Annotated in this window: 24 protein-coding genes and 1 pseudogene; 16 read left to right on the top strand and 9 right to left on the bottom strand. The window is 39.0% G+C overall.

Annotated features, from left to right (window positions below):
• The first annotated feature begins 42 nt into the window (after nucleotides 1–42).
• From J655_RS24710 to J655_RS17955, 6 genes are all read left to right on the top strand, one after another.
• On the top strand, nucleotides 43–183 hold the full coding sequence (locus tag J655_RS24710; protein WP_014207545.1) for a hypothetical protein: 141 nt from the start codon (nucleotides 43–45) through the stop codon (nucleotides 181–183).
• Nucleotides 184–282: 99 nt separating this feature from the next.
• On the top strand, nucleotides 283–1,758 hold the full coding sequence (locus J655_RS17975; protein ID WP_017482134.1) for an alanine/glycine:cation symporter family protein: 1,476 nt from the start codon (nucleotides 283–285) through the stop codon (nucleotides 1,756–1,758).
• Between the two features lie 170 nt (nucleotides 1,759–1,928).
• A complete protein-coding gene (locus tag J655_RS17970; RefSeq protein ID WP_032052742.1) occupies nucleotides 1,929–2,903 on the top strand; it encodes a patatin-like phospholipase family protein in 975 nt (324 codons plus the stop codon).
• A gap of 203 nt (nucleotides 2,904–3,106) precedes the next feature.
• Nucleotides 3,107–4,342 (top strand): threonine ammonia-lyase, encoded by a 1,236-nt coding sequence (locus J655_RS17965; protein WP_005064397.1) that lies wholly within the window; start codon nucleotides 3,107–3,109, stop codon nucleotides 4,340–4,342.
• Between the two features lie 238 nt (nucleotides 4,343–4,580).
• Nucleotides 4,581–5,774, top strand: coding sequence for a peptide antibiotic transporter SbmA (gene sbmA / locus J655_RS17960; RefSeq protein WP_032005974.1), 1,194 nt, complete (start codon nucleotides 4,581–4,583; stop codon nucleotides 5,772–5,774).
• Nucleotides 5,775–6,042: 268 nt separating this feature from the next.
• The gene (locus J655_RS17955) at nucleotides 6,043–8,091 is read left to right on the top strand and encodes a M13 family metallopeptidase (protein WP_032052741.1); all 2,049 of its coding nucleotides are present in this window, start codon (nucleotides 6,043–6,045) and stop codon (nucleotides 8,089–8,091) included.
• 42 nt (nucleotides 8,092–8,133) lie between these two features.
• Here J655_RS17955 and J655_RS17950 read toward each other — a convergent pair whose 3' ends face one another.
• On the bottom strand, nucleotides 8,134–8,883 hold the full coding sequence (locus J655_RS17950; RefSeq protein ID WP_032005971.1) for a DUF4850 domain-containing protein: 750 nt from the start codon (nucleotides 8,881–8,883) through the stop codon (nucleotides 8,134–8,136).
• 124 nt (nucleotides 8,884–9,007) lie between these two features.
• Here J655_RS17950 and J655_RS17945 point away from each other — a divergent pair, with 124 nt between their 5' ends.
• Nucleotides 9,008–10,075, top strand: a complete 1,068-nt coding sequence (locus tag J655_RS17945) for a DUF1176 domain-containing protein (protein ID WP_032005969.1) — start codon at nucleotides 9,008–9,010, stop codon at nucleotides 10,073–10,075.
• An 83-nt stretch (nucleotides 10,076–10,158) separates the two neighbouring features.
• Nucleotides 10,159–10,677: a hypothetical protein gene (locus J655_RS17940; protein ID WP_032052740.1), complete on the top strand. Its 519-nt coding sequence runs from the start codon at nucleotides 10,159–10,161 to the stop codon at nucleotides 10,675–10,677.
• 79 nt (nucleotides 10,678–10,756) lie between these two features.
• On the opposite strand, the gene J655_RS17935 is transcribed toward J655_RS17940, so the two are convergent.
• The gene (locus tag J655_RS17935) at nucleotides 10,757–11,335 is read right to left on the bottom strand and encodes a DJ-1/PfpI family protein (RefSeq protein WP_032005965.1); all 579 of its coding nucleotides are present in this window, start codon (nucleotides 11,333–11,335) and stop codon (nucleotides 10,757–10,759) included.
• A 178-nt stretch (nucleotides 11,336–11,513) separates the two neighbouring features.
• On the opposite strand from J655_RS17935, the pseudogene J655_RS25570 reads away from it, so the two are divergent.
• A pseudogene (locus J655_RS25570) lies at nucleotides 11,514–11,731 on the top strand (hypothetical protein); the annotation flags it as partial.
• Between the two features lie 221 nt (nucleotides 11,732–11,952).
• Here J655_RS25570 and J655_RS17930 read toward each other — a convergent pair.
• From J655_RS17930 to gatC, 4 genes are all read right to left on the bottom strand, one after another.
• A complete protein-coding gene (locus J655_RS17930) occupies nucleotides 11,953–13,104 on the bottom strand; it encodes a S1 family peptidase (protein WP_049069102.1) in 1,152 nt (383 codons plus the stop codon).
• 78 nt (nucleotides 13,105–13,182) lie between these two features.
• Nucleotides 13,183–14,652: an Asp-tRNA(Asn)/Glu-tRNA(Gln) amidotransferase subunit GatB gene (gene gatB, locus J655_RS17925; protein ID WP_000796643.1), complete on the bottom strand. Its 1,470-nt coding sequence runs from the start codon at nucleotides 14,650–14,652 to the stop codon at nucleotides 13,183–13,185.
• Nucleotides 14,652–16,130: an Asp-tRNA(Asn)/Glu-tRNA(Gln) amidotransferase subunit GatA gene (gene gatA, locus J655_RS17920; protein ID WP_005072830.1), complete on the bottom strand. Its 1,479-nt coding sequence runs from the start codon at nucleotides 16,128–16,130 to the stop codon at nucleotides 14,652–14,654. The genes gatB and gatA overlap by 1 nt, the downstream gene beginning before the upstream one ends.
• Before the next feature lie 53 nt (nucleotides 16,131–16,183).
• Nucleotides 16,184–16,498 carry an Asp-tRNA(Asn)/Glu-tRNA(Gln) amidotransferase subunit GatC gene (gene gatC, locus J655_RS17915; protein ID WP_000107699.1) on the bottom strand — a complete coding sequence of 105 codons (315 nt, stop codon included), beginning with the start codon at nucleotides 16,496–16,498 and terminating at the stop codon, nucleotides 16,184–16,186.
• 133 nt (nucleotides 16,499–16,631) lie between these two features.
• Here gatC and J655_RS17910 point away from each other — a divergent pair, with 133 nt between their 5' ends.
• The 6 genes from J655_RS17910 to J655_RS24700 all read left to right on the top strand — a co-directional run bounded on the left by J655_RS17910 (nucleotide 16,632) and on the right by J655_RS24700 (nucleotide 21,453).
• Nucleotides 16,632–17,672, top strand: a complete 1,041-nt coding sequence (locus tag J655_RS17910; protein WP_000601379.1) for a rod shape-determining protein — start codon at nucleotides 16,632–16,634, stop codon at nucleotides 17,670–17,672.
• A 16-nt stretch (nucleotides 17,673–17,688) separates the two neighbouring features.
• Entirely contained in the window at nucleotides 17,689–18,546 is an 858-nt protein-coding gene (mreC, locus tag J655_RS17905; protein ID WP_002116449.1) for a rod shape-determining protein MreC, read from the top strand.
• Nucleotides 18,533–19,024: a rod shape-determining protein MreD gene (gene mreD, locus J655_RS17900; RefSeq protein WP_002116279.1), complete on the top strand. Its 492-nt coding sequence runs from the start codon at nucleotides 18,533–18,535 to the stop codon at nucleotides 19,022–19,024. The genes mreC and mreD overlap by 14 nt, the downstream gene beginning before the upstream one ends.
• Nucleotides 19,012–19,572 carry a Maf-like protein gene (locus J655_RS17895; protein ID WP_032052739.1) on the top strand — a complete coding sequence of 187 codons (561 nt, stop codon included), beginning with the start codon at nucleotides 19,012–19,014 and terminating at the stop codon, nucleotides 19,570–19,572. The genes mreD and J655_RS17895 overlap by 13 nt, the downstream gene beginning before the upstream one ends.
• A 113-nt stretch (nucleotides 19,573–19,685) precedes the next feature.
• Nucleotides 19,686–21,140: a ribonuclease G gene (rng, locus tag J655_RS17890; RefSeq protein WP_032052738.1), complete on the top strand. Its 1,455-nt coding sequence runs from the start codon at nucleotides 19,686–19,688 to the stop codon at nucleotides 21,138–21,140.
• Between the two features lie 139 nt (nucleotides 21,141–21,279).
• Entirely contained in the window at nucleotides 21,280–21,453 is a 174-nt protein-coding gene (locus J655_RS24700; protein ID WP_002116397.1) for a PA1571 family protein, read from the top strand.
• 27 nt (nucleotides 21,454–21,480) lie between these two features.
• Here J655_RS24700 and J655_RS17880 read toward each other — a convergent pair whose 3' ends face one another.
• Nucleotides 21,481–22,866: a WS/DGAT/MGAT family O-acyltransferase gene (locus tag J655_RS17880; RefSeq protein WP_032052737.1), complete on the bottom strand. Its 1,386-nt coding sequence runs from the start codon at nucleotides 22,864–22,866 to the stop codon at nucleotides 21,481–21,483.
• Nucleotides 22,867–23,037: 171 nt separating this feature from the next.
• On the bottom strand, nucleotides 23,038–23,772 hold the full coding sequence (locus tag J655_RS17875; protein ID WP_005064416.1) for a phosphoadenylyl-sulfate reductase: 735 nt from the start codon (nucleotides 23,770–23,772) through the stop codon (nucleotides 23,038–23,040).
• A gap of 184 nt (nucleotides 23,773–23,956) precedes the next feature.
• Here J655_RS17875 and thrH point away from each other — a divergent pair, with 184 nt between their 5' ends.
• The gene (gene thrH, locus J655_RS17870; RefSeq protein ID WP_009389629.1) at nucleotides 23,957–24,574 is read left to right on the top strand and encodes a bifunctional phosphoserine phosphatase/homoserine phosphotransferase ThrH; all 618 of its coding nucleotides are present in this window, start codon (nucleotides 23,957–23,959) and stop codon (nucleotides 24,572–24,574) included.
• 58 nt (nucleotides 24,575–24,632) lie between these two features.
• On the opposite strand, the gene J655_RS17865 is transcribed toward thrH, so the two are convergent.
• Nucleotides 24,633–25,988 carry an outer membrane protein transport protein gene (locus tag J655_RS17865; protein ID WP_017482123.1) on the bottom strand — a complete coding sequence of 452 codons (1,356 nt, stop codon included), beginning with the start codon at nucleotides 25,986–25,988 and terminating at the stop codon, nucleotides 24,633–24,635.
• Nucleotides 25,989–26,385 lie beyond the last annotated feature (397 nt).

The following is a 26,385-nucleotide window of genomic DNA, read 5'->3' as shown; positions in this document are numbered from 1 at the left end:
TTTGTAGCCGAGTCGATGCATTCTGTTCTCCCAAATGGGAATATGTTCAGTGGTGCGATGAATTCATTTTATCTGAAGGGTGCTTTCTCTCATGCGACCTTCAAAGGCTTAGTGCTGGGCATTATGTTGCTTAAACTTGTGACGTTAATTGCTATTCAAGTGACATTAAAAGTTTTTCCTTAAATGTACTGAAGAAGTCCCTATTTTGAGGGGCTTTTTTGTTTATTGCAGTATTTTGGCTTGTGCTATTAGCACATTAGCAAGAACGTAAGCGGACCGAGTATGAATGAACAACTCAATGCCACACTGATGTCGTGGGTACAATTTTTTAATGATCCTTTATGGGATTTTCTGGTTATTTTCTTGCTGGCTGTCGGTATTTTTTATACGGTCTTAACGGGGGCAGTGCAGATCCGCATGTTCTTGCAAAGTATCCGTGTCATGAAAAGCAGCCGTACAGAAGGCGAAGATGAGCATGGACTTACACCTTTCCAAGCTTTTGTAACGGGTCTTGCAAGCCGTGTTGGGGTGGGTAACATTGCAGGTGTGGCAATTGCGATCGCAATTGGTGGCCCTGGCGCTGTGTTCTGGATGTGGGTAACTGCTGTACTTGGTATGAGCTCTGCTTTTATTGAGTCTACACTTGCTCAGCTTTTTAAAGTTCGAGATAACAAGACTAAACAGTTCCGCGGTGGACCAGCTTACTATATTACCCAAGGTTTACGCAGTAAAACCTTTGGTGTGGTTTTCGCACTAGCACTCATTTTTACCTACGGTTTCGTATTCAACTCAGTCCAAATTAATGCGATTGCTAATGCTTCTTCACATGCTTGGGGTTGGGACAAAGCTAATCTTATTGCTCATTTAGGTGGTGTTGATCTAGAAATTTCATGGGTTGGCCTTGCGCTTGTCGTTATGGTTGCATTGGCAATTTTTGGTGGTATTAAACGTATCGCTAAATTTGCAGAGATGTTTGTACCTTTAAAAGCGGGTCTTTATCTAGCCGTTGCTCTATATATCGCATTAAGCAACTATGCAATTTTGCCTGATATTTTAAAGTTGATTGTGACCGAAGCTTTCCATTTTAATGCTGCGGCAGGTGGTTTCTTTGGTGCTGCAGTCTCAATGGCAATGATGCAAGGTATTAAGCGTGGTTTGTTCTCAAACGAAGCGGGTATGGGTTCTGCGCCAAACGCGGCTGCTGCATCTGATGTAAAACATCCTGTAAACCAAGGTTTAGTACAAATGCTTGGTGTATTCGTAGATACATTCATTGTATGTACAAGTACAGCGATCATCATCTTAGTTTCTGGCGTTTACCAAGACGCAGGTTTTGTTGGTGTTGAATTAACACAACGTGCCTTAGAAACTCAAGTTGGACATTGGGGATCTGATTTCCTAGCGGTTCTATTATTCTTATTCTGTTATTCAGCTGTATTAGGTAACTATGCTTATGCAGAAGGTAATGTACAGTTTATTAATAACAACCCGAAAGTCATGTTCATCTTCCGTATTTTCGTATTGGTGATGGTGTACTTCGGTGCAATCGGTAGTGTTCCACTCGTTTGGTCTATGGCTGACTTATTTATGGGTATTATGGCAACCATTAACTTGATTGCGATCTTACTGTTAACGCCAATGGCACGTACTTTGTTAAAAGATTACCGCGAGCAATTGAAACGAGGCATTAAAGAGCCTGAGTTTAAAATTGACAAGTATCCGGAATTGAAGAAAAAAGTTGATTCAGATATCTGGTAAGTTTCAAAAGGCCTCTTATACATAAGGGGCCTTTTTCATATAGGCGATAAATAAAATACTTGAGTCTAAATTTTAAACATGACAAATTAAATAAATTCACTACAGCTTTTCACGAAAGTAGCAACTAAAATTGCAATCCGAACTTAAACCTCATAGTACGAAGATGGGCCATGAAACAGCTTAAATTGTGGGTTCTCGGACTCTCTATGGTGTTGGCGGGATGCCAGACCACCACACACTTGTCTGCTGCTCTAAAACCGCAAACGACAGAAGCGTATGCTCGTCCTGTCGATCAACCTTTTGCAAGAATTAAAAAAATGCAAAAACGTCCTGTTGTTGCGCTTGTATTGGGTAGCGGTGGGGCACGAGGTTATGCTCATATAGGGGTGATTGAAGTTTTAGAACAACATGGTATTCGTCCAGATTTTATTGTAGGTACGAGTGCGGGTAGTATTGTTGGGGCAATTTATGCGAGTGGTAAATCACCTGCTGAACTGCGTGATACTGCCTTAAAAATGAAAGCTGGCGATGTCCGTGATATTAGTATCGGTTTAAAAGGCTTTTTTGATGGCAAAAAAGTAGAGAACTACGTTAACCAGCAAGTAAATAATATGCCACTCGAAAAAATGAAGATTCCAATGTATGTGGTGGCAACTGAACTGAAGCATGGCACTAAGACCGTATTTAACTACGGCAATACGGGGAAAGCCGTGAGAGCCTCTGCTTCGATTCCGAGTATGTTTGTGCCGACTAAAATTGGTAAATCTGAATATGTTGATGGCGGCTTAGTGAGTCCTGTGCCAGTTGAAGTGGCTCGTGATTTAGGGGCTGATGTCATTATTGCAGTTGATATTTTAGCTCAGCCTATTTACACAGAAACATCGAATGTATGGGGACTGTTTAACCAGAATATTAATATCATGCAAGGGCGTTTGGCAGCAGAAGAGTTACAATATGCGGACGTAGTTATTCAGCCAGATTTAAGAGAAAAAGCGCATATTTTTGATGTCAAAGGCCGTGAAGCTACTATGAAATCTGGTATAGATGCAGCTAATGCCAAGCTTTCTGATATTCAGTTTGCTATTGATGAAAAAATAGCTGAACAAAATATGTCTACGGAAGGCTTGAGTGCTCAAAGCCAATAAATAAACGTTAATATTCTGAAAATTAAATAAAAAGCCCACAAAGGGCTTTTTTTATGGAAGTTTAAATCTTTAATTTTTGGAATAAAATTTTTTGTATATTAGAGACATGTTGGATATGCTGAAAACTCTAATGGTTAATATGAAATATTGTTGCCGTTTTTTAAAAATAATTGATTTGTAGTGTATTGAGGCTGACTGGATAAATGATACAGCAACAGGTTAAAAATGGCTTTCCAACATTAGATGATGTTCATGCTGCCGCAGAGCGTTTGGAAGGTTTAGTTGTAAAAACTCCCTTTGTTTTCTCAGAGACCATTTCTAAAACCTTAGGGGCTGAGATGTGGTTGAAATTTGAAAACTTACAATTTACAGCTTCATTTAAAGAGCGGGGTGCTCTAAATAAACTGTTGTGTTTATCTGAGCAAGAAAAGCAACATGGTGTTATTGCAGCTTCGGCAGGCAACCACGCCCAAGGTGTAGCCTATCATGCTCAGCGGACAGGTGTGACTGCGACTATTGTAATGCCGAAATCTACGCCAAACGTTAAGGTACAACGAGTACGTGAGTATGGTGCGCGCGTTATTTTGCATGGGCAGGATTTTTCGGAAGCTGCTGCTGAAATGCACCGTGTTGCGCAAGAAGAATCTTTAACGATTATCCACCCATTTGATGATGCTGAAATTATTGCGGGTCAAGGCACCATTGCACTTGAAATGCTTGCGGCTGTGCCTGATCTGGATATTTTGGTTGTGCCAATTGGTGGTGGTGGTTTAATTTCTGGTATTGCAATTGCTGCTAAAGCGATCAATCCAAAAATCAAAATTATTGGGGTGCAATCAGTTGTATACCCAAGTATGGCAAAACTACTTTGTAATTATCAACATGCGGTTTCAATGGGCTCTACTGTTGCTGAGGGTATTGCGGTAAAAACTCCAGGTGAACTTACGACCCAAGTTGCTAAAGAATATGTTGATGACATTGTCGTTGTCACTGAAGACATGATTGAAGAAGCGATTGCACTATTACTTAATATTGAAAAAACAGTATGTGAAGGAGCAGGGGCAACAGGTATTGCTGCAATTATGTCGCGTCCCGATCTGTTTTTAGGTCATAAATTAGGTGTGGTTCTGTCAGGTGGCAATATTGATACACGTGTTATGGTCTCTGTATTACAACGCCATTTAACCCGTACAGGTCGTATGGTTCGTATTCGTGTTGAATTACCGGACAATCCTGGTGCTTTAGCTCGTTTAACAGCCATTATTGCTGAGCAAGGTGGTAATATTTATGAGTTACGTCATGAACGCTTTGCGGCAACAAGCCGTGCCAAAGAAAGCGCTGTGAGCGTTGATGTCGAATTAAAAAGTGCCTCAGACCTAGATTTGCTTATTCAAGCAATGCAATTAGAAGGCTATATTGTTCGTAAGGAAGAGATTTAATCTCTGATATCACTGTGTTATAAAAGCCGTATATGGCTCTATCGAGAGTCATATACAAGGTAATTTAAATGGATTAAATTGCCAAAAAAGGGATTAATTTACAAAAAAACGATCAAATCCTTCAATGGAACAGGAAAAACTGACAATTCTCTAAACTTTACCCTTCACAATTTTAAGGTTTAGGTTTTAGTATTCCTTTCATTGTAAATTTGAAGAAATATAGGGATATCCACGCTCAATGTTCAAATCATTCTTTCCATCACCAAGGTATTTCTTTATATCTGCGGTCATTTGGATCGCGCTCAATATGGTGCTTTGGTATTCAAGTGGAAACACGTGGGGAACTTTTATAGGGTTTCCTCAAGGCTATCATGATGCTCAACTACCAGTGGGTGTGAGCCGTTTTTGGTCTCCAACTTTCTTATGGTTTTATGTCTGGTTTTTAGTCTCTACTGCGCTTTTTGCTGGTTTCTGGAGGACTATATCGAATAACCCTTGGCAACGTTGGTCTGTGTGGGGCTCGGCGTTTATTTTATTCAATATCTGGTTTAGCGTTCAGGTTAGTGTAGCTGTTAATGCATGGTATGGGCCCTTTTATAATCTCATTCAAAGTATGTTGGATCACGGTGGTGGTGATATTAATAAACTTTATATGGGAACAGTTACATTTCTTTTAATTGCGATGGTCGGTGTGACTTTAGCTGTTATTAATGCTTTTTTTGCTAGTCATTATGTATTCCGCTGGCGTACAGCAATGAATGAATATTACACAGAGCATTGGGAAAAGCTTCGTCATATCGAGGGGGCTTCACAGCGTGTTCAAGAAGATACCATGCGTTTCGCCTCTGTTTTAGAAGACCTCGGAGTAAATTTTGTTAAGGCTATAATGGTTTTAATTGCCTTTTTACCTATTCTTTTTGAACTTTCTAAACAAGTTAAAGTACTACCTATTGTAGGTGAAATTGATCATTCATTGGTCTGGGCTGCAATTGTATGGGCTGTTTTTGGTACTGTTCTATTAATGGTGGTTGGTATTAAATTACCTGGTTTACAGTTTAATAATCAAAAAGTAGAAGCAGCCTATCGTAAAGAACTTGTCTATGGTGAGGATCATGAGGAGCGTGCACAGCCAAAAACATTAAGAGAATTGTTCTCAAGTGTTAGGCTGAATTATTTCCGTTTATATCTGCATTACTCTTATTTTAATTTAGTTAGTATTTGGTATATCCAATTAGATATTTTATATAGTCTAGTTGTTTTATTCCCTTCTATTGCCGCAGGTAAAATGACATTGGGTTTAATTACGCAAATAGGTAATGTTTTTGATAAAGTCCGTGAATCATTCCAATATTTAATTAGTTCATGGAAAACGATTATTGAACTGCTTTCAATTTATAAGCGTTTAAGAATATTTGAGAAAATTTTAGATTAAAAAGTAATCATATCTCTGAAAGATGCCTTGGTTCAAGCCATGGCATCTTTAGAATTATTAAGTATTTAGTAGAATAAAAGATTTAGTAAGTTTCTTCGTTTATTATTTTGATTTATATAAAAATATATTTTTGAAAATATTATATTTTCGCGGTATAAAACTTGCTTCTATATTGGTTTTAATTTTGCCATTCGCTTAATTAATAAAAGTCAATCGCTATTAAGTTATTGTTTTTAATTATTAAATATTTAAATGTGAGGTTGAGTCTTTGAAATCTATTTTACTTAAAAGTGCTCTTACGATTGCACTTATGACTTCTGCTAATTTGGTACGTGCGGAATTAGTAACAAATTCTCAAATCAAAAAAATATCAGGTATAGATCAACAATATATTGATTCCTCTATTAATGAAAAGAACGATTTTTATTCACATGTAAATGGTATTTGGTTAAAAAATACTGAAATCCCAGCTGATAAAGCAAGTTGGGGAGCTTTTAATCAGCTCCGTGAGTTATCAATCAGCCAAGTACATGGAATTGTAGAAGAGCTCTCTGGTCAAAAGTGGGTGGATGGTAGTTTAGAGCAAAAAGTAGCTACTCTATATGCTAGCTTTATGGATGAAAAAAGTATTGAGAAGCAAGGTATTAGTCCTCTAAAAAATGAGATAAATCAAATTGATAAATTGAAAAATAAGAATCAAATTGCAATTTTAATGGCACATTTTGCTCGTATTGATGTCAATAGCCCAATCCGTCTAAGCATTGAACAGGATATGAAACAATCTACTGAAATGGTGGCTGGTTTGGAGCAAAGTGGTTTGGGTCTACCTGACCGTGATTATTATTTGAAAGATGATAAAAAATTTATTGAAACTCGTGCACAGTATTTAAAGTATATTGAAAAAACTTTAACACTTGCTGGAGACTCGCAAGCAGCACAACATGCTCAGGAAATTTTAAAACTTGAAACTCAGTTGGCAAAAATACAATGGAGTAATGTACAAAATCGTAATCTTGCAAAACGCTACAATAAATACAAAATCAAAGATTTATATAAACTAACACCTGTATTTGATTGGCAAGGTTATCTAACAGCAACTGAATTAAAAGGAAAAATTGATACTATTCAGGTAAATCAGCCAGGCTACTTTCAGGGCTTAAATACAATTATTCAAGATACACCCTTAGATATATGGAAAGCTTATTTTAAATTGCATTTGATAAATAATTTTTCTCCATTACTAAATAGCGCTTTTGTAAATAATAAATTTGATTTTTATAACAAGACACTTCGAGATATTACTGAACAAGAAGCGCGTTGGAAGCGTGGTGTACAGCTTGTTGATAAGGTTCTGGGAGATGGTATTGGCAAACTTTATGTTGAAAAATACTTTCCTGCTGAGAAAAAACAACAGATAGAATTATTGGTACAAAATCTGATTCGTGCTTATGACCAAAGCATTACAGAATTGGACTGGATGAGTCCTGCGACGAAAATACAAGCTCGTAAAAAGCTTTCTCACATGTCAATAAAGATCGGGTATCCAAAAAAGTGGCGTGATTATTCTGGTCTGCACATCGCTAAAAATGATTTAGTTGGAAATATAATTCGTGCAAGTGAGTTTAGATACCAATATGAACTTAATAAATTGGGTAAGCCGGTTGATCGTGATGAATGGTATATGAAACCACAAACGGTGAATGCTTATTACAATCCATCATTGAATGAAATTGTATTTCCAGCAGCGATATTACAACCGCCTTTTTTTAATATAAACGCAGATGATGCAGTGAACTATGGTGGTATAGGTGCTGTGATTGGCCATGAAATTAGTCATGGCTTTGATGATCAGGGTAGTCAGTTTGATGAATTGGGCAATATGAGAAACTGGTGGAATGCTGAAGATCATCAGCATTTTAAAGCTAAAACACAAGCGTTGATTGAACAATATAACCGTTATGAACCGATTGCTGGTTATCATGTTAATGGTGAATTAACATTAGGTGAAAACATTGCAGATAACTCTGGGTTAGCAATTGCCTATAAGGCTTACCAAATTGCACTAGGCGGTAAGCCAGCTCCTGTAATTGATGGACAGAATGGGGAGCAACGTTTTTATATGGGATGGGCTCAAGTTTGGCGTGCGAAAACCCGCGAAGCTCAAGCGATTATCTATTTAAAAACAGATCCTCACTCTCCTGATAAAGTACGTGGCAATGGAGCTTTAATGAATCAAAAACCATTTTATGAGGCTTTTAAAATAAACGAAGATGATCAGATGTATTTACCACCAGAGAAGCGGGTAACTATTTGGTGATTAAGAAAACCCGCGAAAGCGGGTTTTCTTATAAGTATTGGATTAGTGCGTTGCATTATAAAAATTAAGGATAGGGCCAACTAAAGACTGCTGCGATTTATCTAAGGTGATTTGAATTTCTTTATAGTTAAAAGTGTCTTCATCATAATATTTAGCAATACCATGCGTTTTATTGTTCACTTGTGGAATTTGATAACTAAAAAAAGCCACTTTCTTAGAAGGGTGAACAATATTGATGAGTTTTTTAGAGTCTTTATAGCCACCAAATTCATTTTCAAGACTTTCTTTTAATAACTCTGGGAAATAGAGCGTTGCATTTGGTAGTCCGCAGCCAACACAAAATGAAGAATCATAGAGTTCTATTGCTTGTTTTTGATCTGTACTCATTATTAGAGCAAAACCAGTCCCATTAGCGCCTGCATTTGCTTGCACATCTTGCCAATTTCTTGGAACGAGCACCAAACCTGTTTCAGGTAATGCAAGAAGCTTGAGTTGTTTTGCATGTTGAGCATCGAGTTTAAAATTAAAATGGCAGCTTTTAGGTGTACAGGTTTCAAAGTCTTTAAGTAAACCATTCTCTGTTGGGCTTTGTGCTGTAACACCATAAAACGGGACTGTAACGCCGTTTAAAAACTTTGCCTCTCCTAGAGCGTAGAATTGATTATCTGCTTTGCGGGTTGCAGCAGAGCTATAAAACTTTGGAAAATGGGGAGTAAAGCTTTTTACTTCTGCATAAACAGTTGAAGTTAGACTGACCAATGCTGTGCATAATAAAAAATTTAGTTTTTTCATTTTTAGAAAGTAATCAATTTAAATCTTATATAAATCTAACATATTCTTTTAAACTAGACGGTAACTCAAAATTTAACGCTATTGTTAACTTCATAATAAAACAGACGTGTAGAGACATGAAAAAATGAAAAATATACTTTCAATTGGTTGTTTGGCAGTAATAAGCTCTTATAGTTTTGCTCAAGAAATCAAAGGTATTTCATTTTCACACCAAGAGTGGGAAATCTCGTGTAGCAATACGGGTACATGTAAAGCCGCAGGCTATCAAAGTGAAGAAAATGGTGATAACCCAGCTTCAATTTTATTAACACGTAAAGCAGGCCCAAAACAACCTGTGCAGATTGAATTTGCTTTGTCAGACTATGAACAAAGCATGCCAGCAAACCAGCTTAAAAATATTCATTTTTATATAAATGGCAAAGATTTAGGCGCTGTGAGTGTAGATGGTACTGAGTTACCACTTATGGGTAAACTGAACAGCTCGCAAGTCAATGCTGTACTACAGCAATCTAAACAGAAGACTGAAATTGTATTTAAAAATGCACAGCATGAATGGAAAATTTCCGATGCTGGAATGACCGCTGTGTTATTAAAAATGGATGATTTTCAGAAGCGTATCGGAACTGTTGGTGCTTTGGTTAAAAAGGGTAATGCCAATGAAACCAAAGTGCTTATGCCTGAGCCAAAACTATTTGTTAAACGTATTAAGACTTCAAACAAACCTTATTTAACTTTACAGCCTAAAAGTAAACAGTACCAAGCAATACACCGTAGTTTGATGGCTGCTAAACCGAATCCGAAAGAAGATGGCTTTTGTGAAGGCGTTTATGGCGGTAATAGCGATAGAGCTGAACCACAGAAAATTGAGCTATATAAACTAACCAATAAGAAAGTTCTGGCGACTACGTTGTGCTGGAGAGGCGCCTATAACGAAGGATATGGCGCTTGGGTGCTAGATGAATCCTTAAATGGTAAGGCCGCGTTTGTGACTGAGTCTGCTTCAGATTTTGATAGCGGTATTATCAGTAGTGCTCAAAAGGGAAGAGGCATTGGAGACTGCTGGGCAAGTGAAGAATGGGTGTGGGATGGCAAGAGTTTTGTACACACTAAGGATATGTGGACAGGTATGTGTAAAGGCTTGGCAGCAGGTGGAGTGTGGGAGCTTGATCGCATTGAATCAGTCGTAAAGTAAATATTTTGCGGTTACAGAGTCATAACAGGTAACTTTAGTGACCCTGTGATAAAAAGAACAGATTGTTTATTGGAGTTAGACCTATGTCACGTCATCTTTATGCTATTGCTCGCCGTAAGTTTTCACATCTGAGCCGTTCAATATGTGTGGCGGCGGCTGTACTGGGCACAACACAAATTGCAATGGCGGGGCCAACGGGCGATCAGCTTAGTGATTGTCTTGTTAAAGCAACAACAGCTTCAGATAAAACCACGGTGCTTCAATGGACGTTTACAGCTTTAGCGGCTCATCCCGATTTAAAAGCATTTAGTAATGTAACACCTGAGCAAAAAGACCAGTTAGACCAAAAACTGGCTCAGGTTTTACAACGTGTGATTGTGGAGCAATGTTCTGCTCAAACTAAAGCTGTGATTAAGGCAGAAGGTGTCAAGGCAGTTGGAGAAGCTTTCCAACAGTTAGGTCAAAGTGCGGGTGAAGATATTGTTAAAGACCCAGCCGTTAAACAACAGTTGCAGGGCACATTGCGCTATATCGATTTAAATAAATTGGTGACAACGTTTTTAACGCCAGAGATTTGGAATAAGCTGGGAATTACAAGATAAAAAATCTAGTTTTCTACCTTAGTAATAAAGCCTGCTATTAAATAGCAGGCTTTATTTTAATTGGAATGAATAGAGCTATTTAGATCGTAATTTTAGCGCCTAATACTTTTACAAATTGAGCTAACCAAGCTGGATGTGCAGGCCAAGCTGGTGCAGTTACTAAATGGCCATCTGTAACAGCATCAGTTACAGCAAGGTCTGCGTATTGCCCACCTGCGAGTTTTACTTCGGCAGCACATGCTGGATAAGCAGAACAGAGGTGGCCTTTTAAAATGTCTGCTGCAGCGAGTAACTGAGCACCGTGACATACAGCTGCAATTGGTTTTTTCACTCTATCAAATTCACGTACAATTTCGACAACACGTTCATTCATGCGTAAATACTCTGGTGCACGACCACCCGGAATAACTAGACCTACATAATCTTCGGTATTAACGGCATTAAAATCATAGTTAATCGCGAAGTTGTGGCCACGTTTTTCACTATAAGTTTGCTCACCTTCAAAGTCATGAATTGCAGTCGCAATATGGTCGCCGTTCTTTTTATTCGGGCAAACAGCATGTACTGTATAACCTAAACCAGTTAAGAACTGAAAAGGAACCATAGTTTCATAGTCTTCGGCATAGTCACCGACCAACATTAAAATCTTTTTAGACATGATTTATCCCTCTTTTTAAAATATAAGTGATTTCAATTCTTAATTTAAATTAGCACAGTCACTGAGTAATTCTTTAGAAAAAAGCGCATTCTTTAGTCGAAGGGTGATTCATAGGTGATATAAAAAAGCCTCGATAAATCGAGGCTTTTTTATTGAGTTAGCTAATGAAATTAGCCAATCAATTTTGTCCAAAGATGTGATTCAGGCTGAAGGGGTTAAGGGTGTTAGAATGATTTTCAGTAGTTAGGCTGAAGTACTGATGGAGATATTGTTACAGACCCCGCAGTTAAACAGCAGTTGCAGGGCACATTGCGCTATATCGAGTTAAATAAATTGTTGACGACGTTTTTGACGCCTGAGATTTGGAATAAGTTGGGTATATTAAGAGGACAGTGATAGTAAAAAAGCAGAGACTATTGATCTGTAAGATTTAACAGTCTAAGTATTTTTTAGATAGATTTTACCTATGATTAGAACTGTTGAATAATGTATTTCGACTATAAAATGTGATAGCTAAACTGTCTTTCTTTTTGATTGTTTTTTAATTATTTTACTGCGGGTATAATTTCAACTACCTATTTAATTTACCATGGAATTCAATCTTTGTTTATAGCTCATTAAAAAGGTAGATCAATATCAGAAAATAACTCTTCACTTGTATCAGTTGGTCTTGTTTCATATTCAATTTTTTTTAATTTGCGTTGGACTTGACCAATTAACTTATAATTACCATCTAGAAACACTTGAACAGCACTTAACGCAGCTTTTTGTAAAGTATATTCAGAGCCATCGGGAAAAAAACGTCTAAATGTAGAAGCTGAATCTTCATCATCAATATCAATTTCACAAATTTTTTTAAAAGCTATAAGAGCTTCTTCTAAAATTTGGGGGTTATCGCATTTTATTTCTGCAAATACATCTCTATCATCATCATATAAATATATTTCAGCATCTGAAATTCGAGGGTTGAGTTGATTATTCGGGGAGGTCGTATTACTCAATTTTGCAGCATACAAAGGCTCCCACCAAGCATTCCAATTTATGTTGTGTGCATCTAAGTCAAAATTATAAACATTAATTAGTTCTTTAATAACTGGTTCAATACAAAGTATGCTCATAAAACCAGATTCTGTAGATTCTCCATTCATAATTAAACTTTCCGTAACGATTCCTATAACTTGCCCACTTTTTGCTAAGACAGGGCCTCCACTGAATCCACCTCTAGCTATAGCAGATACAATAAGATGTGGATGTTGTGAATGATGAACGTCAATAACAGCATTTACTCTAGCTTTTGAAGTAATTTGTATTGGAGCTATAGTGAACGGAATTGGTGGATATCCTATTATCAACACTTCATCTAAGATGTAGGTGTTATCATTAATGCGATAACTAGTCATTTCATCTAAATTAAGTGCTGGTAAGTCAACTCCTAATAAATCGACTTTTAATAAGGCTATATCTAGTTCTTTATCATTGGGGAAATGTGGTCCATCAATTATTTTAAAATAATATGGATTGCGAGTAGTTTCGGATAACTCCTCAAATTTACCTTCCTGATAATTTTCGATAATGCGCTTTGTTGTGGCTATTTCTTTTATCTCTTTTCCTTCTACAACATGTCTTGCAGTGACGAAGATACCCTCTCCAACATGAAAAGCAGTCCCGATCCCTTCTTTTTCTGTTTTGTCATCTATAACTGCTATAAATGCAATTGCACTTGAAGACTCTATATATAATTTTTTGAAATTTATTTCTTCTTTGCTCAATTTTAAATCCTGTGGCTATATAAAAAACCCCACACTAGGTAGGGTTTTATCGCATAAAGGAATTTAATTAGTCAATCGTCAACCAATTAACTTTTTCATTAATTCATTTACTTGAGCAGGGTTTGCTTTACCCTTAGAAGCTTTCATGACTTGACCAACAAGACCGTTAAAGGCTTTCTCTTTACCAGACTTGTACTCTTCAACCATTTTTTCATTGGCTGCAAGTACCTCTTTAATGATTGCTTCAATTGCACCAGTGTCGGTTTCTTGCTTTAAGCCTTTTTCCGCAATAATGTCGTCGGCAGATTTACCTTCCGATTCCCACATAAAGCCAAAGACTTGTTTAGCAATCTTACCGCTAATGGTGTTGTCAACAATACGAGCAATCATACCGCCAAGCTGTTCAGCAGAAACAGGTGAGTCAGCCAAATCTAGGCCTGCTTTGTTTAAAGCACCTGAGAATTCGCCCATTACCCAGTTTGCAGACACTTTACCTTGCTTCGCACCGCCAGCAGCAGCCACAACAGCTTCATAAAAGTCTGCCATTTCGCGTGAGAGCGTAAGTACATGTGCATCGTACTCAGTTACACCAAAGTCTGCGATAAAGCGTGCACGACGTGCGGCAGGAAGCTCTGGAAGTGCAGCGCGAGCAGCTTCGATTTGCTCATCTGCAATAATCACTGGTAACAAATCTGGATCTGGGAAGTAGCGGTAATCGTTCGCTTCTTCTTTAGAACGCATTGAACGCGTTTCCATTTTGTTTGGATCGAACAAACGAGTTTCTTGGTCGATACTTCCGCCGTATTCCAAAATTTCCATTTGGCGTTCAATTTCAACATTGATCGCTTGCTCAATGAAACGGAATGAATTGAGGTTTTTAAGTTCACAGCGCGTACCAAAAGGTTGGCCCGGACGACGTAAAGATACGTTACAGTCCGCACGGAATGAACCTTCTGCCATGTTACCGTCAGAAATACCTAACCAACGTACTAATGTGTGAATCGCTTTAATGTAAGCAACAGCTTCTTCAACTGAACGCATGTCTGGTTCAGAAACGATTTCAAGTAAAGGTGTACCAGCACGGTTTAAGTCAATGCCAGACATACCTTCAAATTGGTCGTGTACGGATTTACCAGCATCTTCTTCAAGGTGAGCACGAGTTACGCCAATGCGTTTAGTCGTACCATCTTCAAGCTGAATGTCGATGTGCCCTAAGCCCACAATTGGGTTATCCATTTGGCTAATTTGGTAGCCTTTTGGCGAGTCAGGGTAGAAGTAGTTTTTACGTGCAAATACTGATGCTTGGTCGATGTAAGCATCAATTCCAAGACCGAAGCGAATTGCAAGATCAACCACTTTTTCATTCAAAACTGGAAGTACACCCGGCATTGCCAAGTCCACAAGGCTCGCTTGCGTGTTTGGGTCTTGACCAAATTCAGTCGATGAACCAGAGAAAATTTTAGAATTGGTTGCAAGCTGAGTGTGAATCTCGATACCAATAACGACTTCCCAACCGTCAATCAATTTCAACTTTTGAGCTTCAGCCATTATGCGTTCTCCTCAGCAATTGCCGCACGTTGAGTATGGAAATCGGTGTTTTGTTGGTATTGATGAACGATCGACAATAATTGTGATTCTGACCAATAGTTACCAATCAACTGTAAGCCTACAGGTAAGCTGTCTTTATCAAAACCAACAGGAGCATTAATCGCTGGTAAGCCTGCCAAGTTCACTGCAAGTGTATAAATATCGCCTAAATACATTTCTGTTGGGCTTAAGTTCGCACCAATTTTATATGCAGTTGTTGGAGCAGCAGGAGCCGCAATCACATCTACATTTTCAAATGCTTTTAAGAAGTCTTGTTGAATTAAACGACGTACTTTTTGTGCTTTCACATAGTAAGCATCGTAATAACCCGCAGAAAGCGCATAAGTACCAATGAGAATACGACGTTGAACTTCTGGACCAAAACCTTCTGAACGAGAGCGTTTGTAAAGATCCATCAAATCAGCAGGGTTTTCACAGCGATAGCCATAGCGAACACCGTCATAACGAGACAGGTTAGAAGACGCTTCTGCTGGCGCGATGAGGTAATACGTTGGTACGTAAGCTTCAGTCATGTTGAGATCGATCTCAACAAGTGTTGCACCCATTTCTTCAAGTTTTTTCAATGATTCTTCAACACGAGCTTTTACGTCTGCATCTAAACCTGCAACGTTAAAGTACTGTTTAGGAATACCAATGCGTAGACCTTTTACAGATGTGTTGTTTAAGTTTGCAACGTAGTCATCAACTTCTTTTTTAACCGAAGTCGAGTCTTTTGCATCGTGACCTGCAATTACATTCATTAAGTAAGCACAGTCTTCAGCAGAGCGTGCCATTGGCCCCGCTTGGTCTAAAGATGATGCATAAGCAATGATCCCGAAACGAGATACACGACCATAGGTTGGTTTTAAGCCCGTTAAGCCACAGAATGACGCAGGTTGGCGAATTGAGCCGCCTGTATCAGTACCTGTAGCAAAAGGAGCTAGATCAGCCGCTACAGCCGCAGCAGAACCACCTGATGAACCACCAGGAACGTGGTCGAGTGCCCATGGGTTGCTCGTTGCCCCAACATATGAGCTTTCAGAAGTTGAACCCATTGCAAACTCGTCCATGTTCACTTTACCTAAAGTGACAAGACCAGCTGCTTTTGTTTTTTCAACAACAGTTGCATCGTAAGGAGAGATGAAGTTGTCTAGTATTTTTGAACCAGCAGTAGTTTTAATACCTTTGGTACAGAAAATGTCTTTATGCGCAAGAGGAATACCCGTTAAAGCGGTTGCATTACCCGCTTTTAATGCAGCATCGGCAGCGTCGGCTTCGGCAAGAGCTTGTTCAGGCGTAACCGTCACGTAACTTTTTACCAGTGGGTCAATTTTAGCAATACGTTTTAAATAGTGTTCAGTCAGTTCGCGAGATGAAAACTTCGCTTGGCTTAAGCCCTCAGCAAGTTCACGAATTGATAAGCGATGTAAATCAGTCATGAGTAAAATTTCTTTACATTCAAAATAGGGAAGATGGGTTAATTGAGTAAAAGTTATTCAATCACGCGAGGAACAAGATACAAACCATCTTGAGTTGCTGGTGCAACTGCTTGGTATTCATCTCGATGATTGCTTTCAGTTACCACATCAGCACGTAAAGGTTGAGGATTGTCAAAAGGACTTTTCAAAGGTTCTACGCCTTCCGTATCAATGCCTTTTAAGGTTTCCATCATGCCTAAAATTTTATTTAGACTTTGAGCATATTCAGCAGATTGCGTATCATTGAGCGACAATCGAGCAAGATTGGCGATTGCTGAAACTGTTTGTGCATTTAAATCTGCTGAATGCTGTGCATCCGATGTAGACATAACATCACCTAATCAGTATTAAAAATTTTCAAAATATCGTGCGTTATAATAAGCGATTGACTTGTTCAAATCATCACATTTAGTTTAAAGTTGCCACCTTGCATCCACATGAAAGTTTAACTGAGAACGAACCGTGATTCTAAAACGACTAATTGGCTTGTTTTCGCCGGATCTAGCCATTGATTTAGGTACAGCAAATACACTTATTTATGCACCAGGCCGCGGCATTATATTAAATGAACCAACAGTTGTGGCAATTCGTCACAGTGGTTCACAAAAAATTGTTGCTGCTGTAGGTCTAGATGCTAAGCAAATGCTGGGCCGTACGCCTGCGAATATTTCTGCAATTCGTCCAATGAAAGACGGTGTAATTGCGGATTTTGAAGTGACTGAAACCATGTTGAATCAGTTTATTGGTAAAGTTCACGAAAAACGTTTGTTCCCACCTGCACCTCGTGTAGTTGTATGTGTACCATGTAAATCAACTTTGGTCGAGCGTCGTGCGATTCGCGAAGCAGTATTTAATGCTGGTGCCCGTGATGTTCGTTTGATTGAAGAGCCTATGGCAGCAGCAATTGGCGCAGGTATGCCAGTTGAACAAGCATGTGGTTCTATGGTTGTGGATGTTGGTGGCGGTACAACAGAAATTGCAATTATTTCATTGCAAGGTTGTGTCTATGCTGACTCTTTACGCATCGGCGGCGATGTTTTTGATGAGCAAATCATCAATTATGTTCGTAAAGCTCACGGTTGTGTGATTGGTGAAACCACTGCTGAAATTATTAAAAAAGAAGTAGGTATGGCTGTTTCTGATGGTACAACATTAGAAATCGAAGTACGTGGCCGTAACCTTGCAGAAGGTGTGCCTCGTGCAATTACCGTAACTTCTGACGAAATTACTCAAGCCATTTCTGATCCATTACAAAGCATTGTAAGCGCTGTGAAATCTGCTCTTGAGCAAACTCCTCCTGAACTTTCTTCTGATATTGCTGAGCGCGGTATTGTGTTGACAGGTGGTGGTGCGCTACTTCGTAACCTTGACAAGTTATTGGCTCAAGAAACTGGTTTACCAGTTGTTGTTGCTGAAGATCCTCTTACTTGCGTAACCCGTGGTGGTGGTAAAGTATTAGAATTCTTCGACAACCCGAACCATGACATGCTTTTCGTCGGTTAAGTTTAAGGATTAGGCGGTGCAACCGAATATTTTTTCAAGACAGCCGCCATCTTTCCGCTCGTTCATTATTGCGGTCATTACATGCTTGGTTGTGCTGTTCTTTGATTGGCGCATGCCTTATGTAATTCAGCCAGCAAGGGATGTCTTGTACGCTGCATATAACCCAATTTATGCATTGGCCAGTTATCCAGTACTGTCGAGAGAATGGCTGAATCAACAAACAAAATCTGAAGCACAACTGCGTCGTGAAAATACAGCGATGCAGGCTGAGCTTTTACAAGCTCAAGTCCGCTTACAGAAGCTTTCTGAACTGTCAGCTGAAAATACCCGTTTACGAGGCCTTCTTGATACACCGTTAATTATTGATGGTCGTATGGAAATTGCCGAAGTGATTGGGACAGATGCAGACCCATTACGCCATATCATCATTATTAACCGAGGCTCTACGGACCATCTAAAGGTCGGTCAAACGGTTCTGGATGATAAGGGGATTATGGGGCAGATTATTAATGTATACCCTCATAGTTCACGTGTGATGTTGTTATCAGATAAAGAACATTCACTGTCGGTACGTCTTGAGCGTACTGGAATGCGGGCGATTGTTTCTGGTACAGGTGATTTGGGCCGTTTAAAAATGGAATATGTCCCGACCAGTGCGAATATTCAGGTGGGTGATAAAGTGTTTAGCTCAGGCTTGGGTGAACATTTCCCAGCAGGTTACGCAGTGGGTACAGTGGCCAAAATAAAACGCCATAATTCAGGTGAGTTTGCTGAAATTGATGTAACTCCATCAGCACAATTAGCAACAGGCCATCATGTAGTTGTACTTTTCTCTGAATCATTAGCGAAGGAGCAGCCGTATGCCGATCGCTAAACTTAAACGAGAAAAGCGTAAAGACCCATTATGGGGAATTATTCTCTCCGTTATTGTGGGTTCTGTACTCATGGTTTATCCGCTATCTTATGATATTTCAGGATGGCGGCCACTGTTCATGTTAATGATCATGCTATTTTGGGTAGTATGTCAGCCAACATGGTGTGGGGTCTGGTTTGCATTTGGGATGGGGATTTTTACAGACTTACTGCTTGATGCGCCTTTAGGGCTCAATGCCTTAAGTTTTGTAATTGTGACTTTTCTTACCCGTTTTTTAATTCGGGAACGCCGTATTTTAACTTTTGTTAATTTATGGACGATAGCAACGCTGGTCATTATTGCCCATTTAGCATTTATGTGGGTAACACAGACGATGGGTGGAATTCATTTTTCGATTGCTAGACATTGGCAACCTTTGATGACAAGTATCATCACGTGGCCGGTCGTCTATTATTGTTTGGCAAAATGGCGCATATAGTTTTAGCATCTAGCTCTCCTCGTCGGAAGGAGTTGTTACAACAGCTAGGCTTAGATTTTGAAATCTATAGTCCTGACATTGATGAGTCTGTTCATGAAAATGAGCTGGTTCATCATTATGTTGAACGGTTGGCTAGAGAAAAAGCTCAGACTGTATTGAAGCTTTTACCAGAAGCAATTGTTATTGCTGCCGATACAAGTCTGGGACTTGATGGTCAAATTATTGGTAAGCCTGAATCGAAAAATCATGCCTTTGAAATCTGGAAACAATTATCTGGACGTTGGCATGATGTGTTTTCTGGACTGTGCGTTGCGACTCAACAACAGATGTTAAGTCAGGTAGTGCAAACACAAGTTGAGTTTCAGCACCTGACTACACAGGATATGGAAGATTATTGGACCACGGGTGAGCCTGTTGGAAAAGCGGGTGGATATGCAATTCAAGGAATTGCCTCGCAATATATTCCCCAAATTCAAGGAAGTTATAGTAATGTGGTAGGACTTCCTTTATACGAATTTGCACAGTTATTCAAAAGAGTAAAGACATAAGGGGTTGTTATCATTCTTCATTGAATAGCATTGTCGATGAACACTAGACAACGTTAAAGTTAACAGCTTCTCTGACTCTTTAATAAAAATTTTATAATGCTTTGAGTTTATGTATGTCAGAAGAACTACTTATTAATGTCACGCCTATGGAGTGTCGGGGGGCATTAATCGAAAATGGAACTGTTAATGAACTGTATATCGAGCGTACAGTTAAACGCGGTCTAGTCGGCAATATCTACAAGGGTAAAGTTGTACGAGTGCTTCCGGGCATGCAAGCTGCCTTTGTTGATATTGGTTTATCTCGAACAGCCTTTTTACATATCAATGATATGGTTTGGCCTCGTTCACAGCCTACCCCGAATGTCTTTGAGCTATTACATCCTGGGCAAACCCTTACTGTCCAAGTAATGAAAGATATGTTGGGCACAAAAGGCGCACGTCTAAGTACAGATCTTTCAATCCCTTCTCGCTATTTGGTTTTAATGCCATATGGCAATCATATTGGTGTTTCGCAGCGTATTGAGTCTGAAGAAGAGCGAGATCGTCTGCGTAATATTATTGAAGGTATTCAATCTGAGCATAATTTACCCGGTAGCGTGATTGTCCGTACAGCTGCAGAAGGTGTGGATGAGGCAGAAATTGCTCAGGACATGTGCTATCTGAGCAAATTGTGGGAGTACATTCAGCGTAAGCAGACTGACGTTGCTGTTCCTTCTTTAATTTTTGAAGAACTTCCATTACCTCAACGTATTATTCGTGACTTAGCAAGCGAAGAAACTGCAAAGATTTATGTAGATTCGCGAGAGATTCACGCAAAACTGCTTGAGTTTGTAGATGAGTTTGTCCCGAATATGAAGAGTCGTCTCATCCATTATCCGGGAGAGCGACCACTATTTGATCTTTATAATGTTGAAGAAGATATTCAAAAAGCCTTACAAACTCGCGTAGCTTTGAAGTCAGGCGGTTATCTAATGATCGACCAGACTGAAGCCATGACAACGATTGACGTTAATACAGGTTCATATGTAGGCGGTCGTAGTCTTGAAGACACGGTTTTTAAAACCAATATGGAGGCTACTCAGGTTATCGCGCGTCAACTTAGACTGCGTAATTTGGGGGGGATTCTCATTATTGATTTTATTGACATGCAAGAAGCAACTCACCGTGAAGAGGTGATGCGTCAGTTTGAGAAAATGCTTGAGCGAGATCACGCGAAGACCAAAATTACTCAAGTGTCAGAACTTGGTCTGGTCGAAATGACGCGTAAACGAACTCGTGAATCATTAGAACACTTGTTATGTGAATCATGTCCAACATGCCAAGGGCGGGGTTTTGTCAAAACAGCGGAGACAGTGTGTTACGAAATATTTCGTGAGATATTACGATATACCCGCGCGTTTGAGTCAACGAGTGGCTTTACTGTTGTTGCCCATCCTTCTGTGATTGACCGATTATTAACAGCAGAAGCACCAGCAGTAGCCGATTTAGAGCATTTTATTAACCGTGTTATTAAATTTCAGGTCGAAAATTTATATACGCAAGAGCAATACGATATCATTTTAAGTTAAAGTTGTAACAAGATATCGCTTAATCCTTGTTACAACTGAAATTTTACTTTCATTCATGAATTTTAAATACTACTTACATACAGTAGCCCTAGACGTTCTCCCTATTAAACGTCTTAGCAAACAATAAGAGGTATAACCCATGAATGTAAGTGAAAACTTAATTAGCAACGGTCTTAAACATGTTTTAGAAAGCACGCCAGTAAATAGCTGCTATATGTTGAATGACCAAGGTAAAGAAGTACCGATTACAACTGCAATGATTCGTTCAGTATGTCATCAGTTGCTTAACCAGTGCCGCACAATCAAAAAATAAGGGGCCAATTCAAAGCCCCTTAATTTTCTAACTTGCTGAATGGTGTTTCAGCTGTTTCTCTGCAATAATTTCTTCAAAACGTTGAATCTCATCTTCTAAATGAGTCAAAAGGTTTTGCATTTTCGGCAAAGCATTTCGACAAGCTGTTAATCCAACTTCAAGCTTATCTAAATAACTGGTCATGGTAATGTTTAGAGCTTGTCCATCCATGACAATTGAAGCAGGGTAGAGCGCATCTAATTTCGCGCCATTCCAATAAAGCGGCTCACGTGGTCCTGGTACATTGGAAATCACTAAATTGAACGCCTGACGCTTAGGAAGCATTCCTGACATGATGTTTAATCCTGCCGGACCATAAACAACTGCACTATAGTTTAAAATTTCATTCGCAGTCATACGGCTAAAGCGTTGCTTTGAATTCTGCATGCTACGGCGAATGATTTCTAGACGTTCTAACGGTTGATCTTTGTGCGTCCCTAGATTTGCCAAAATCATGGTAATTCGATTACTCATGTCAGAAACATCTGTACGTAATGAAGCTGGAACCATGGCAATAAGTGGCTTTTTAGGTAAGCTGTTTTGGCTAATCAAATATTCACGTAAAGCGCCTGAACATACAGCTAGGACAACATCATTAATCGTCACGCCTAATGCTTTTGATATTTTTCTAAGGCGGCTTAATTCAAATGATTGGGCCGCAAAACGACGTGAAGCACTGACTCTTTGGTTCAAAATAGAAACTGGTGCCTGAAAAGTAGAAACATAATCAGGATTTTTACCCATTTCTTTAAATATAGTCTGAGATAGCTCGTGCATGACTTTTGGAGCTATGTCGAGTTGAGATTTAATACCGCCTAAAATACTCTTAATTTTACTAGTACTTGGAGTTGGTACTTTTAGACGCTTAGCTCTTTTGCTCTCAACACACCATAAAGGAACAACATGTTTCTCTTCTGGTGTTTTTGATAGAGATTTCTCGATCAAACGCATACCCGCAACACCATCTACCATGGCATGATGGATTTTAAAATACATGGCAAAACGATTGCCTTCGATTCCTTCAATAATGTCACAAGTCCAAAGTGGCTTTGCACGATCAATTAGTGAACTATGCTGCTGTGAAATATAAACCAGTAGTTCACGAATACGGCCCGGGTGAGGCAAAGCAATGTGGCGAAAGTGATGATCGATATCGAACTCTTCATCTTCATCCCAAAATAGACCACTTAAACGGTTATTGAAGGGCGGAATAGGAATGCTCTTTGAGCGTTTAATATCTTCTACTAAATCATGTACAAAGGTTTCTGGTGCATTTTCAGGAATTTCAAATAAAAATAATCCACCGACATGCATGGGTTGCTGTCTTTTTTCAAGTGACAGAAAAATGAAATCAATTGGGTGTAATGGACGCATAAATCATTGTGCCTCATGCATTTTTCTAAGAAGCCCTTATATGAGCTCATATTAGAATTATAGAACCGTAAAATTAAGTATATAGCGTTTAGAGTAGAGAAAATATGACTTTGTGTACGGAACATGACATAAAAAAAACCACTGATTTGCCAGTGGTTTTTTGATATCCAATTACTTTTTCATATTACCAGCGTGTAAGCCACACTCTTTTTGAGTGGCTTCTTCCCACCACCAGCGTCCTTCACGCTCATGTTGATTTGGTAATACAGGTCGCGTACATGGTTCACAGCCAATAGAAACAAAACCGCGCTCATGAAGAGGGTTATATGGAATTTCCATCATACGGATGTAGCTCCATACCTCAGCACTTGTCCAGTTCGCTAGAGGATTATATTTAATAAGTTGCTTACCTGGACCCGAGAAACCTGCATCAGCTTGTACTACCGGAATTTCTGTACGTGTACCAGGACTTTGATCTTTGCGTTGACCCGTAATCCAGCCATCTAAAGTCGCAAGTTTTTTACGCAAAGGCTGAACTTTTCGAATACCGCAACATTCTTGATGCCCATCTGTAAAAAAGCTGAATAAACCTTTTTCGTTTACCATGTTTTGAACAGCTTCAGATTCAGGGAAACAAATTTCGATATTGATATTGTAGTGTTTACGGACAGTTTCAATAAATTGATAAGTTTCGGCATGCAGGCGGCCCGTATCGAGACTAAATACACGGAAAGGTTTGCCTAAGCGTGAAGCAATATCAATTAACACAACATCTTCTGCTCCCGAAAATGAAATTGCAATTTCACCTTGTTGGCTTAAGGCAAGTTCTAAAATTTCTCGAGGGCTTTTGGTTGCATATTCAGCAGCAAGAGCATCTACGATATCAATAGTCGGAATAACGGTCATGTGTGTTCCTGGCAAAAGGCTTGGGCGCATTGAGTTATGAAAAATATTCTAAAGGATAGTTGATAAAGTGCTTAGCACTTTAATTTCGATCCTTATGAATAAAATTGATTTGATCAATAACAACGCAAAACTGAAAATCTTAATGGTATGATACAGCAATTTTTAACCAACGTTGGAAGCATTCATGGAAATCGTATGCCTAGATCTTGAAGGGGTTTTAGTTCCTGAAATCTGGATCAATTTCGCTAAAAAAACAGGGATTAAAGAACTCGAAGCAACAACTCGTGATATTCCGGATTATGATGTTTTAATGACTCAGCGCCTTAATATCTTAAAACAACACGGTTTAGGCTTAAATGACATTCAAGAAGTTATTGCTGAGATGGGGCCATTACCAGGTGCAAAAGAGTTTGTTGAATGGGTGAGTACGCATTTCCAACTCGTGATCTTATCAGATACCTTCTATGAATTTGCGCATCCTTTAATGAAGCAATTAGGGTGGCCAACGATTTTCTGTCATAAGTTAGAGACAGATGAAGAAGGCATGATTACCGCTTATAAACTACGTCAACCAGATCAAAAACGTGAGTCTGTTAAAGCACTGCATGGCTTGAATTTCCGTGTAATCGCTGCAGGTGATTCGTATAACGATACAACCATGCTTGGTGAAGCGGACCATGGTTTCTTGTTTGATGCACCAGAAAATGTGATTGCTGAGTTTCCTCAGTTTCCAGCTATTCACGGATATGATGCATTAAAAGAAGCAATCCGTTCAGTTTCACAGCGTACAATCCCAGCTTAAGAATAAATAATAAAAAAGGCGCTTTAAGCGCCTTTTTTATATAAATCAGTTTTAAAACTTAGAATTTATAACCAAGTTTTAAACCATAAGCGATGGCATTGTTGTCAGAGAAGTCTGCAACATATTGATCACTACCAGCTTGTGCGCCAGTTTGAGCTTTAGCATCACCCAACCAGAAATATTTTACGCCGCCAGCAATAAACGTTTGTGGGGTAGGGCTGTATTGAACACCTAAACCTACGTTCCAGTAACCTTCAGTTGGACCTAAAGTAGTTACAGGGTTACCTGCACCAGAGTCCCAACCTACAGAAACGTTACCAGCCCATTTATCATTAAGTTTACGGCCCACACCAGCGTTCACAGACCATTGGTCATCAGAATATTCAACTAAGTTAAAGCCGTTCGGACGCCCAATAAGTCCACCTACAGCTTCTGATACTTTGCCAAATTTATACGGACGAATCGCGAAATCTTTCCAATTCACCCAGCGTACATTCGCAAATGCGACTGTATTTGCCATAATCCCTGTCTGGAAATCAAGGTTTACAGACTGAGGTGTAGTAATTTTAGTTTGACCTTCTACTTGGTTCGCAGCAATAGCTTTACCAATTGTCTGTTGGATCGCTCCTGCTTGAGCGGGAGTTAACTGACCAGCAGCAACTAATTGCCCAATAGTTGATCCAAGCATCCCAGCATTTGCCGTGATTGAGTCTGCAAGTGCGATAGTTTCATCTGCATTAATTTTATGATCAATTTCTGAACGATATGTAATAGACGCTTTAAGTGCAATTTCTGGAATCTGGAAAGCGGCCCCTGCTAACCAACCAGCTGCTCCATCTTCAGGAATAGAAGCGTCATAGCCATTATATAAACTATATGCAGAACCTCTTAAATGAACATTTCCTTTAATCGTTTGGTATACACCACCACCATAAAAGTTAAAGTTTTCAGTAGGCTGGAAACCAAAAATCATTGAAATATTTTGGCTATCAACTTCAACAGAAGTTCCACCTTGAGTTCCGCCTAAAGCACCTGTTGTAATTGGTAAACTACCAAGGATTGGATCTGAAGGGCTTGCTACGAAAGCATTATTTCCAGAATATTGTGCATCAGCTCCAAATGGTTGATCGTAAAGTAAACCAAAAGAAAATTTATCAGTAAGTTGTAGTTTTAATGCAGCACTTGGGAAGTAGTAATCATCTCCCATATCGCCAATGTTCCGACGCGTTGCAGTTGTGCCTGCTTCTTTACCCGCTACATCTGGATCTAAAACAGAAATACCTGCTTCAAAGTAGTTACCAGGCTGCAAAAATGCAGAGATAGATTGTCCAGAGCGATCCAATGCTGCTGCAAAAACCCCAGTTGCAGGCAGCGTTGCTAAAATCATTGCAGTGCTCAGATGTTTTAATTTCATTTTAATCTTTCCTTGAACTTCAAGACATTTTTTTAAAAGTAACAGAGTTAAACCGTTTAAACTGTGTTGCCTTCAAAGCTCCTAATTACAAGTAATAGAAGCTTTGATAACTCCATGTAACAAAAATAGCATAATTACAATAAGAGTAAATCTGTTATATGAACTGGGCAGTACTCATTTTTTATACAAATAGTGTCAATAATGGATGAAATATGAAGGAGTATTTGTATTGTTAAATTAATTTAATTAATTGATATTTATATTTTTTATCTATTAGTGGTGGCCTTTATTTTTATGACATTTTTATCACAAATCCAAGAAAAATGGTCAAAGATTTTTTTGTAAAAATATGAATTAAGTGATTATGAAATGAGTATTGGTTGTCATTTTTAGTTGA

This window comes from Acinetobacter sp. 1294243 (genome assembly GCF_000588015.1).
In the GTDB taxonomy this organism is placed as follows: Bacteria; Pseudomonadota; Gammaproteobacteria; order Pseudomonadales; family Moraxellaceae; genus Acinetobacter; species Acinetobacter pittii.
The sequence above is the reverse complement of the archived record's forward strand: the minus strand, read 5'-3'. Positions and strand labels throughout refer to the sequence as shown.

Excerpts from the sequence above, each read along its gene's own strand:
- J655_RS24710 (WP_014207545.1), top strand. The coding sequence starts at position 43 with ATGTTCAGTGGTGCGATGAATTCATTTTATCTGAAGGGTGCTTTCTCT.
- J655_RS17975 (WP_017482134.1), top strand. The coding sequence starts at position 283 with ATGAATGAACAACTCAATGCCACACTGATGTCGTGGGTACAATTTTTT.
- J655_RS17970 (WP_032052742.1), top strand. The coding sequence starts at position 1,929 with ATGAAACAGCTTAAATTGTGGGTTCTCGGACTCTCTATGGTGTTGGCG.
- J655_RS17965 (WP_005064397.1), top strand. The coding sequence starts at position 3,107 with ATGATACAGCAACAGGTTAAAAATGGCTTTCCAACATTAGATGATGTT.
- sbmA (WP_032005974.1), top strand. The coding sequence starts at position 4,581 with ATGTTCAAATCATTCTTTCCATCACCAAGGTATTTCTTTATATCTGCG.
- J655_RS17950 (WP_032005971.1), bottom strand. The coding sequence starts at position 8,883 with ATGAAAAAACTAAATTTTTTATTATGCACAGCATTGGTCAGTCTAACT.
- J655_RS17945 (WP_032005969.1), top strand. The coding sequence starts at position 9,008 with ATGAAAAATATACTTTCAATTGGTTGTTTGGCAGTAATAAGCTCTTAT.
- J655_RS17940 (WP_032052740.1), top strand. The coding sequence starts at position 10,159 with ATGTCACGTCATCTTTATGCTATTGCTCGCCGTAAGTTTTCACATCTG.
- J655_RS17935 (WP_032005965.1), bottom strand. The coding sequence starts at position 11,335 with ATGTCTAAAAAGATTTTAATGTTGGTCGGTGACTATGCCGAAGACTAT.
- gatB (WP_000796643.1), bottom strand. The coding sequence starts at position 14,652 with ATGGCTGAAGCTCAAAAGTTGAAATTGATTGACGGTTGGGAAGTCGTT.
- gatA (WP_005072830.1), bottom strand. The coding sequence starts at position 16,130 with ATGACTGATTTACATCGCTTATCAATTCGTGAACTTGCTGAGGGCTTA.
- gatC (WP_000107699.1), bottom strand. The coding sequence starts at position 16,498 with ATGTCTACATCGGATGCACAGCATTCAGCAGATTTAAATGCACAAACA.
- mreD (WP_002116279.1), top strand. The coding sequence starts at position 18,533 with ATGCCGATCGCTAAACTTAAACGAGAAAAGCGTAAAGACCCATTATGG.
- J655_RS17895 (WP_032052739.1), top strand. The coding sequence starts at position 19,012 with ATGGCGCATATAGTTTTAGCATCTAGCTCTCCTCGTCGGAAGGAGTTG.
- rng (WP_032052738.1), top strand. The coding sequence starts at position 19,686 with ATGTCAGAAGAACTACTTATTAATGTCACGCCTATGGAGTGTCGGGGG.
- J655_RS24700 (WP_002116397.1), top strand. The coding sequence starts at position 21,280 with ATGAATGTAAGTGAAAACTTAATTAGCAACGGTCTTAAACATGTTTTA.
- J655_RS17880 (WP_032052737.1), bottom strand. The coding sequence starts at position 22,866 with ATGCGTCCATTACACCCAATTGATTTCATTTTTCTGTCACTTGAAAAA.
- J655_RS17875 (WP_005064416.1), bottom strand. The coding sequence starts at position 23,772 with ATGACCGTTATTCCGACTATTGATATCGTAGATGCTCTTGCTGCTGAA.
- thrH (WP_009389629.1), top strand. The coding sequence starts at position 23,957 with ATGGAAATCGTATGCCTAGATCTTGAAGGGGTTTTAGTTCCTGAAATC.
- J655_RS17865 (WP_017482123.1), bottom strand. The coding sequence starts at position 25,988 with ATGAAATTAAAACATCTGAGCACTGCAATGATTTTAGCAACGCTGCCT.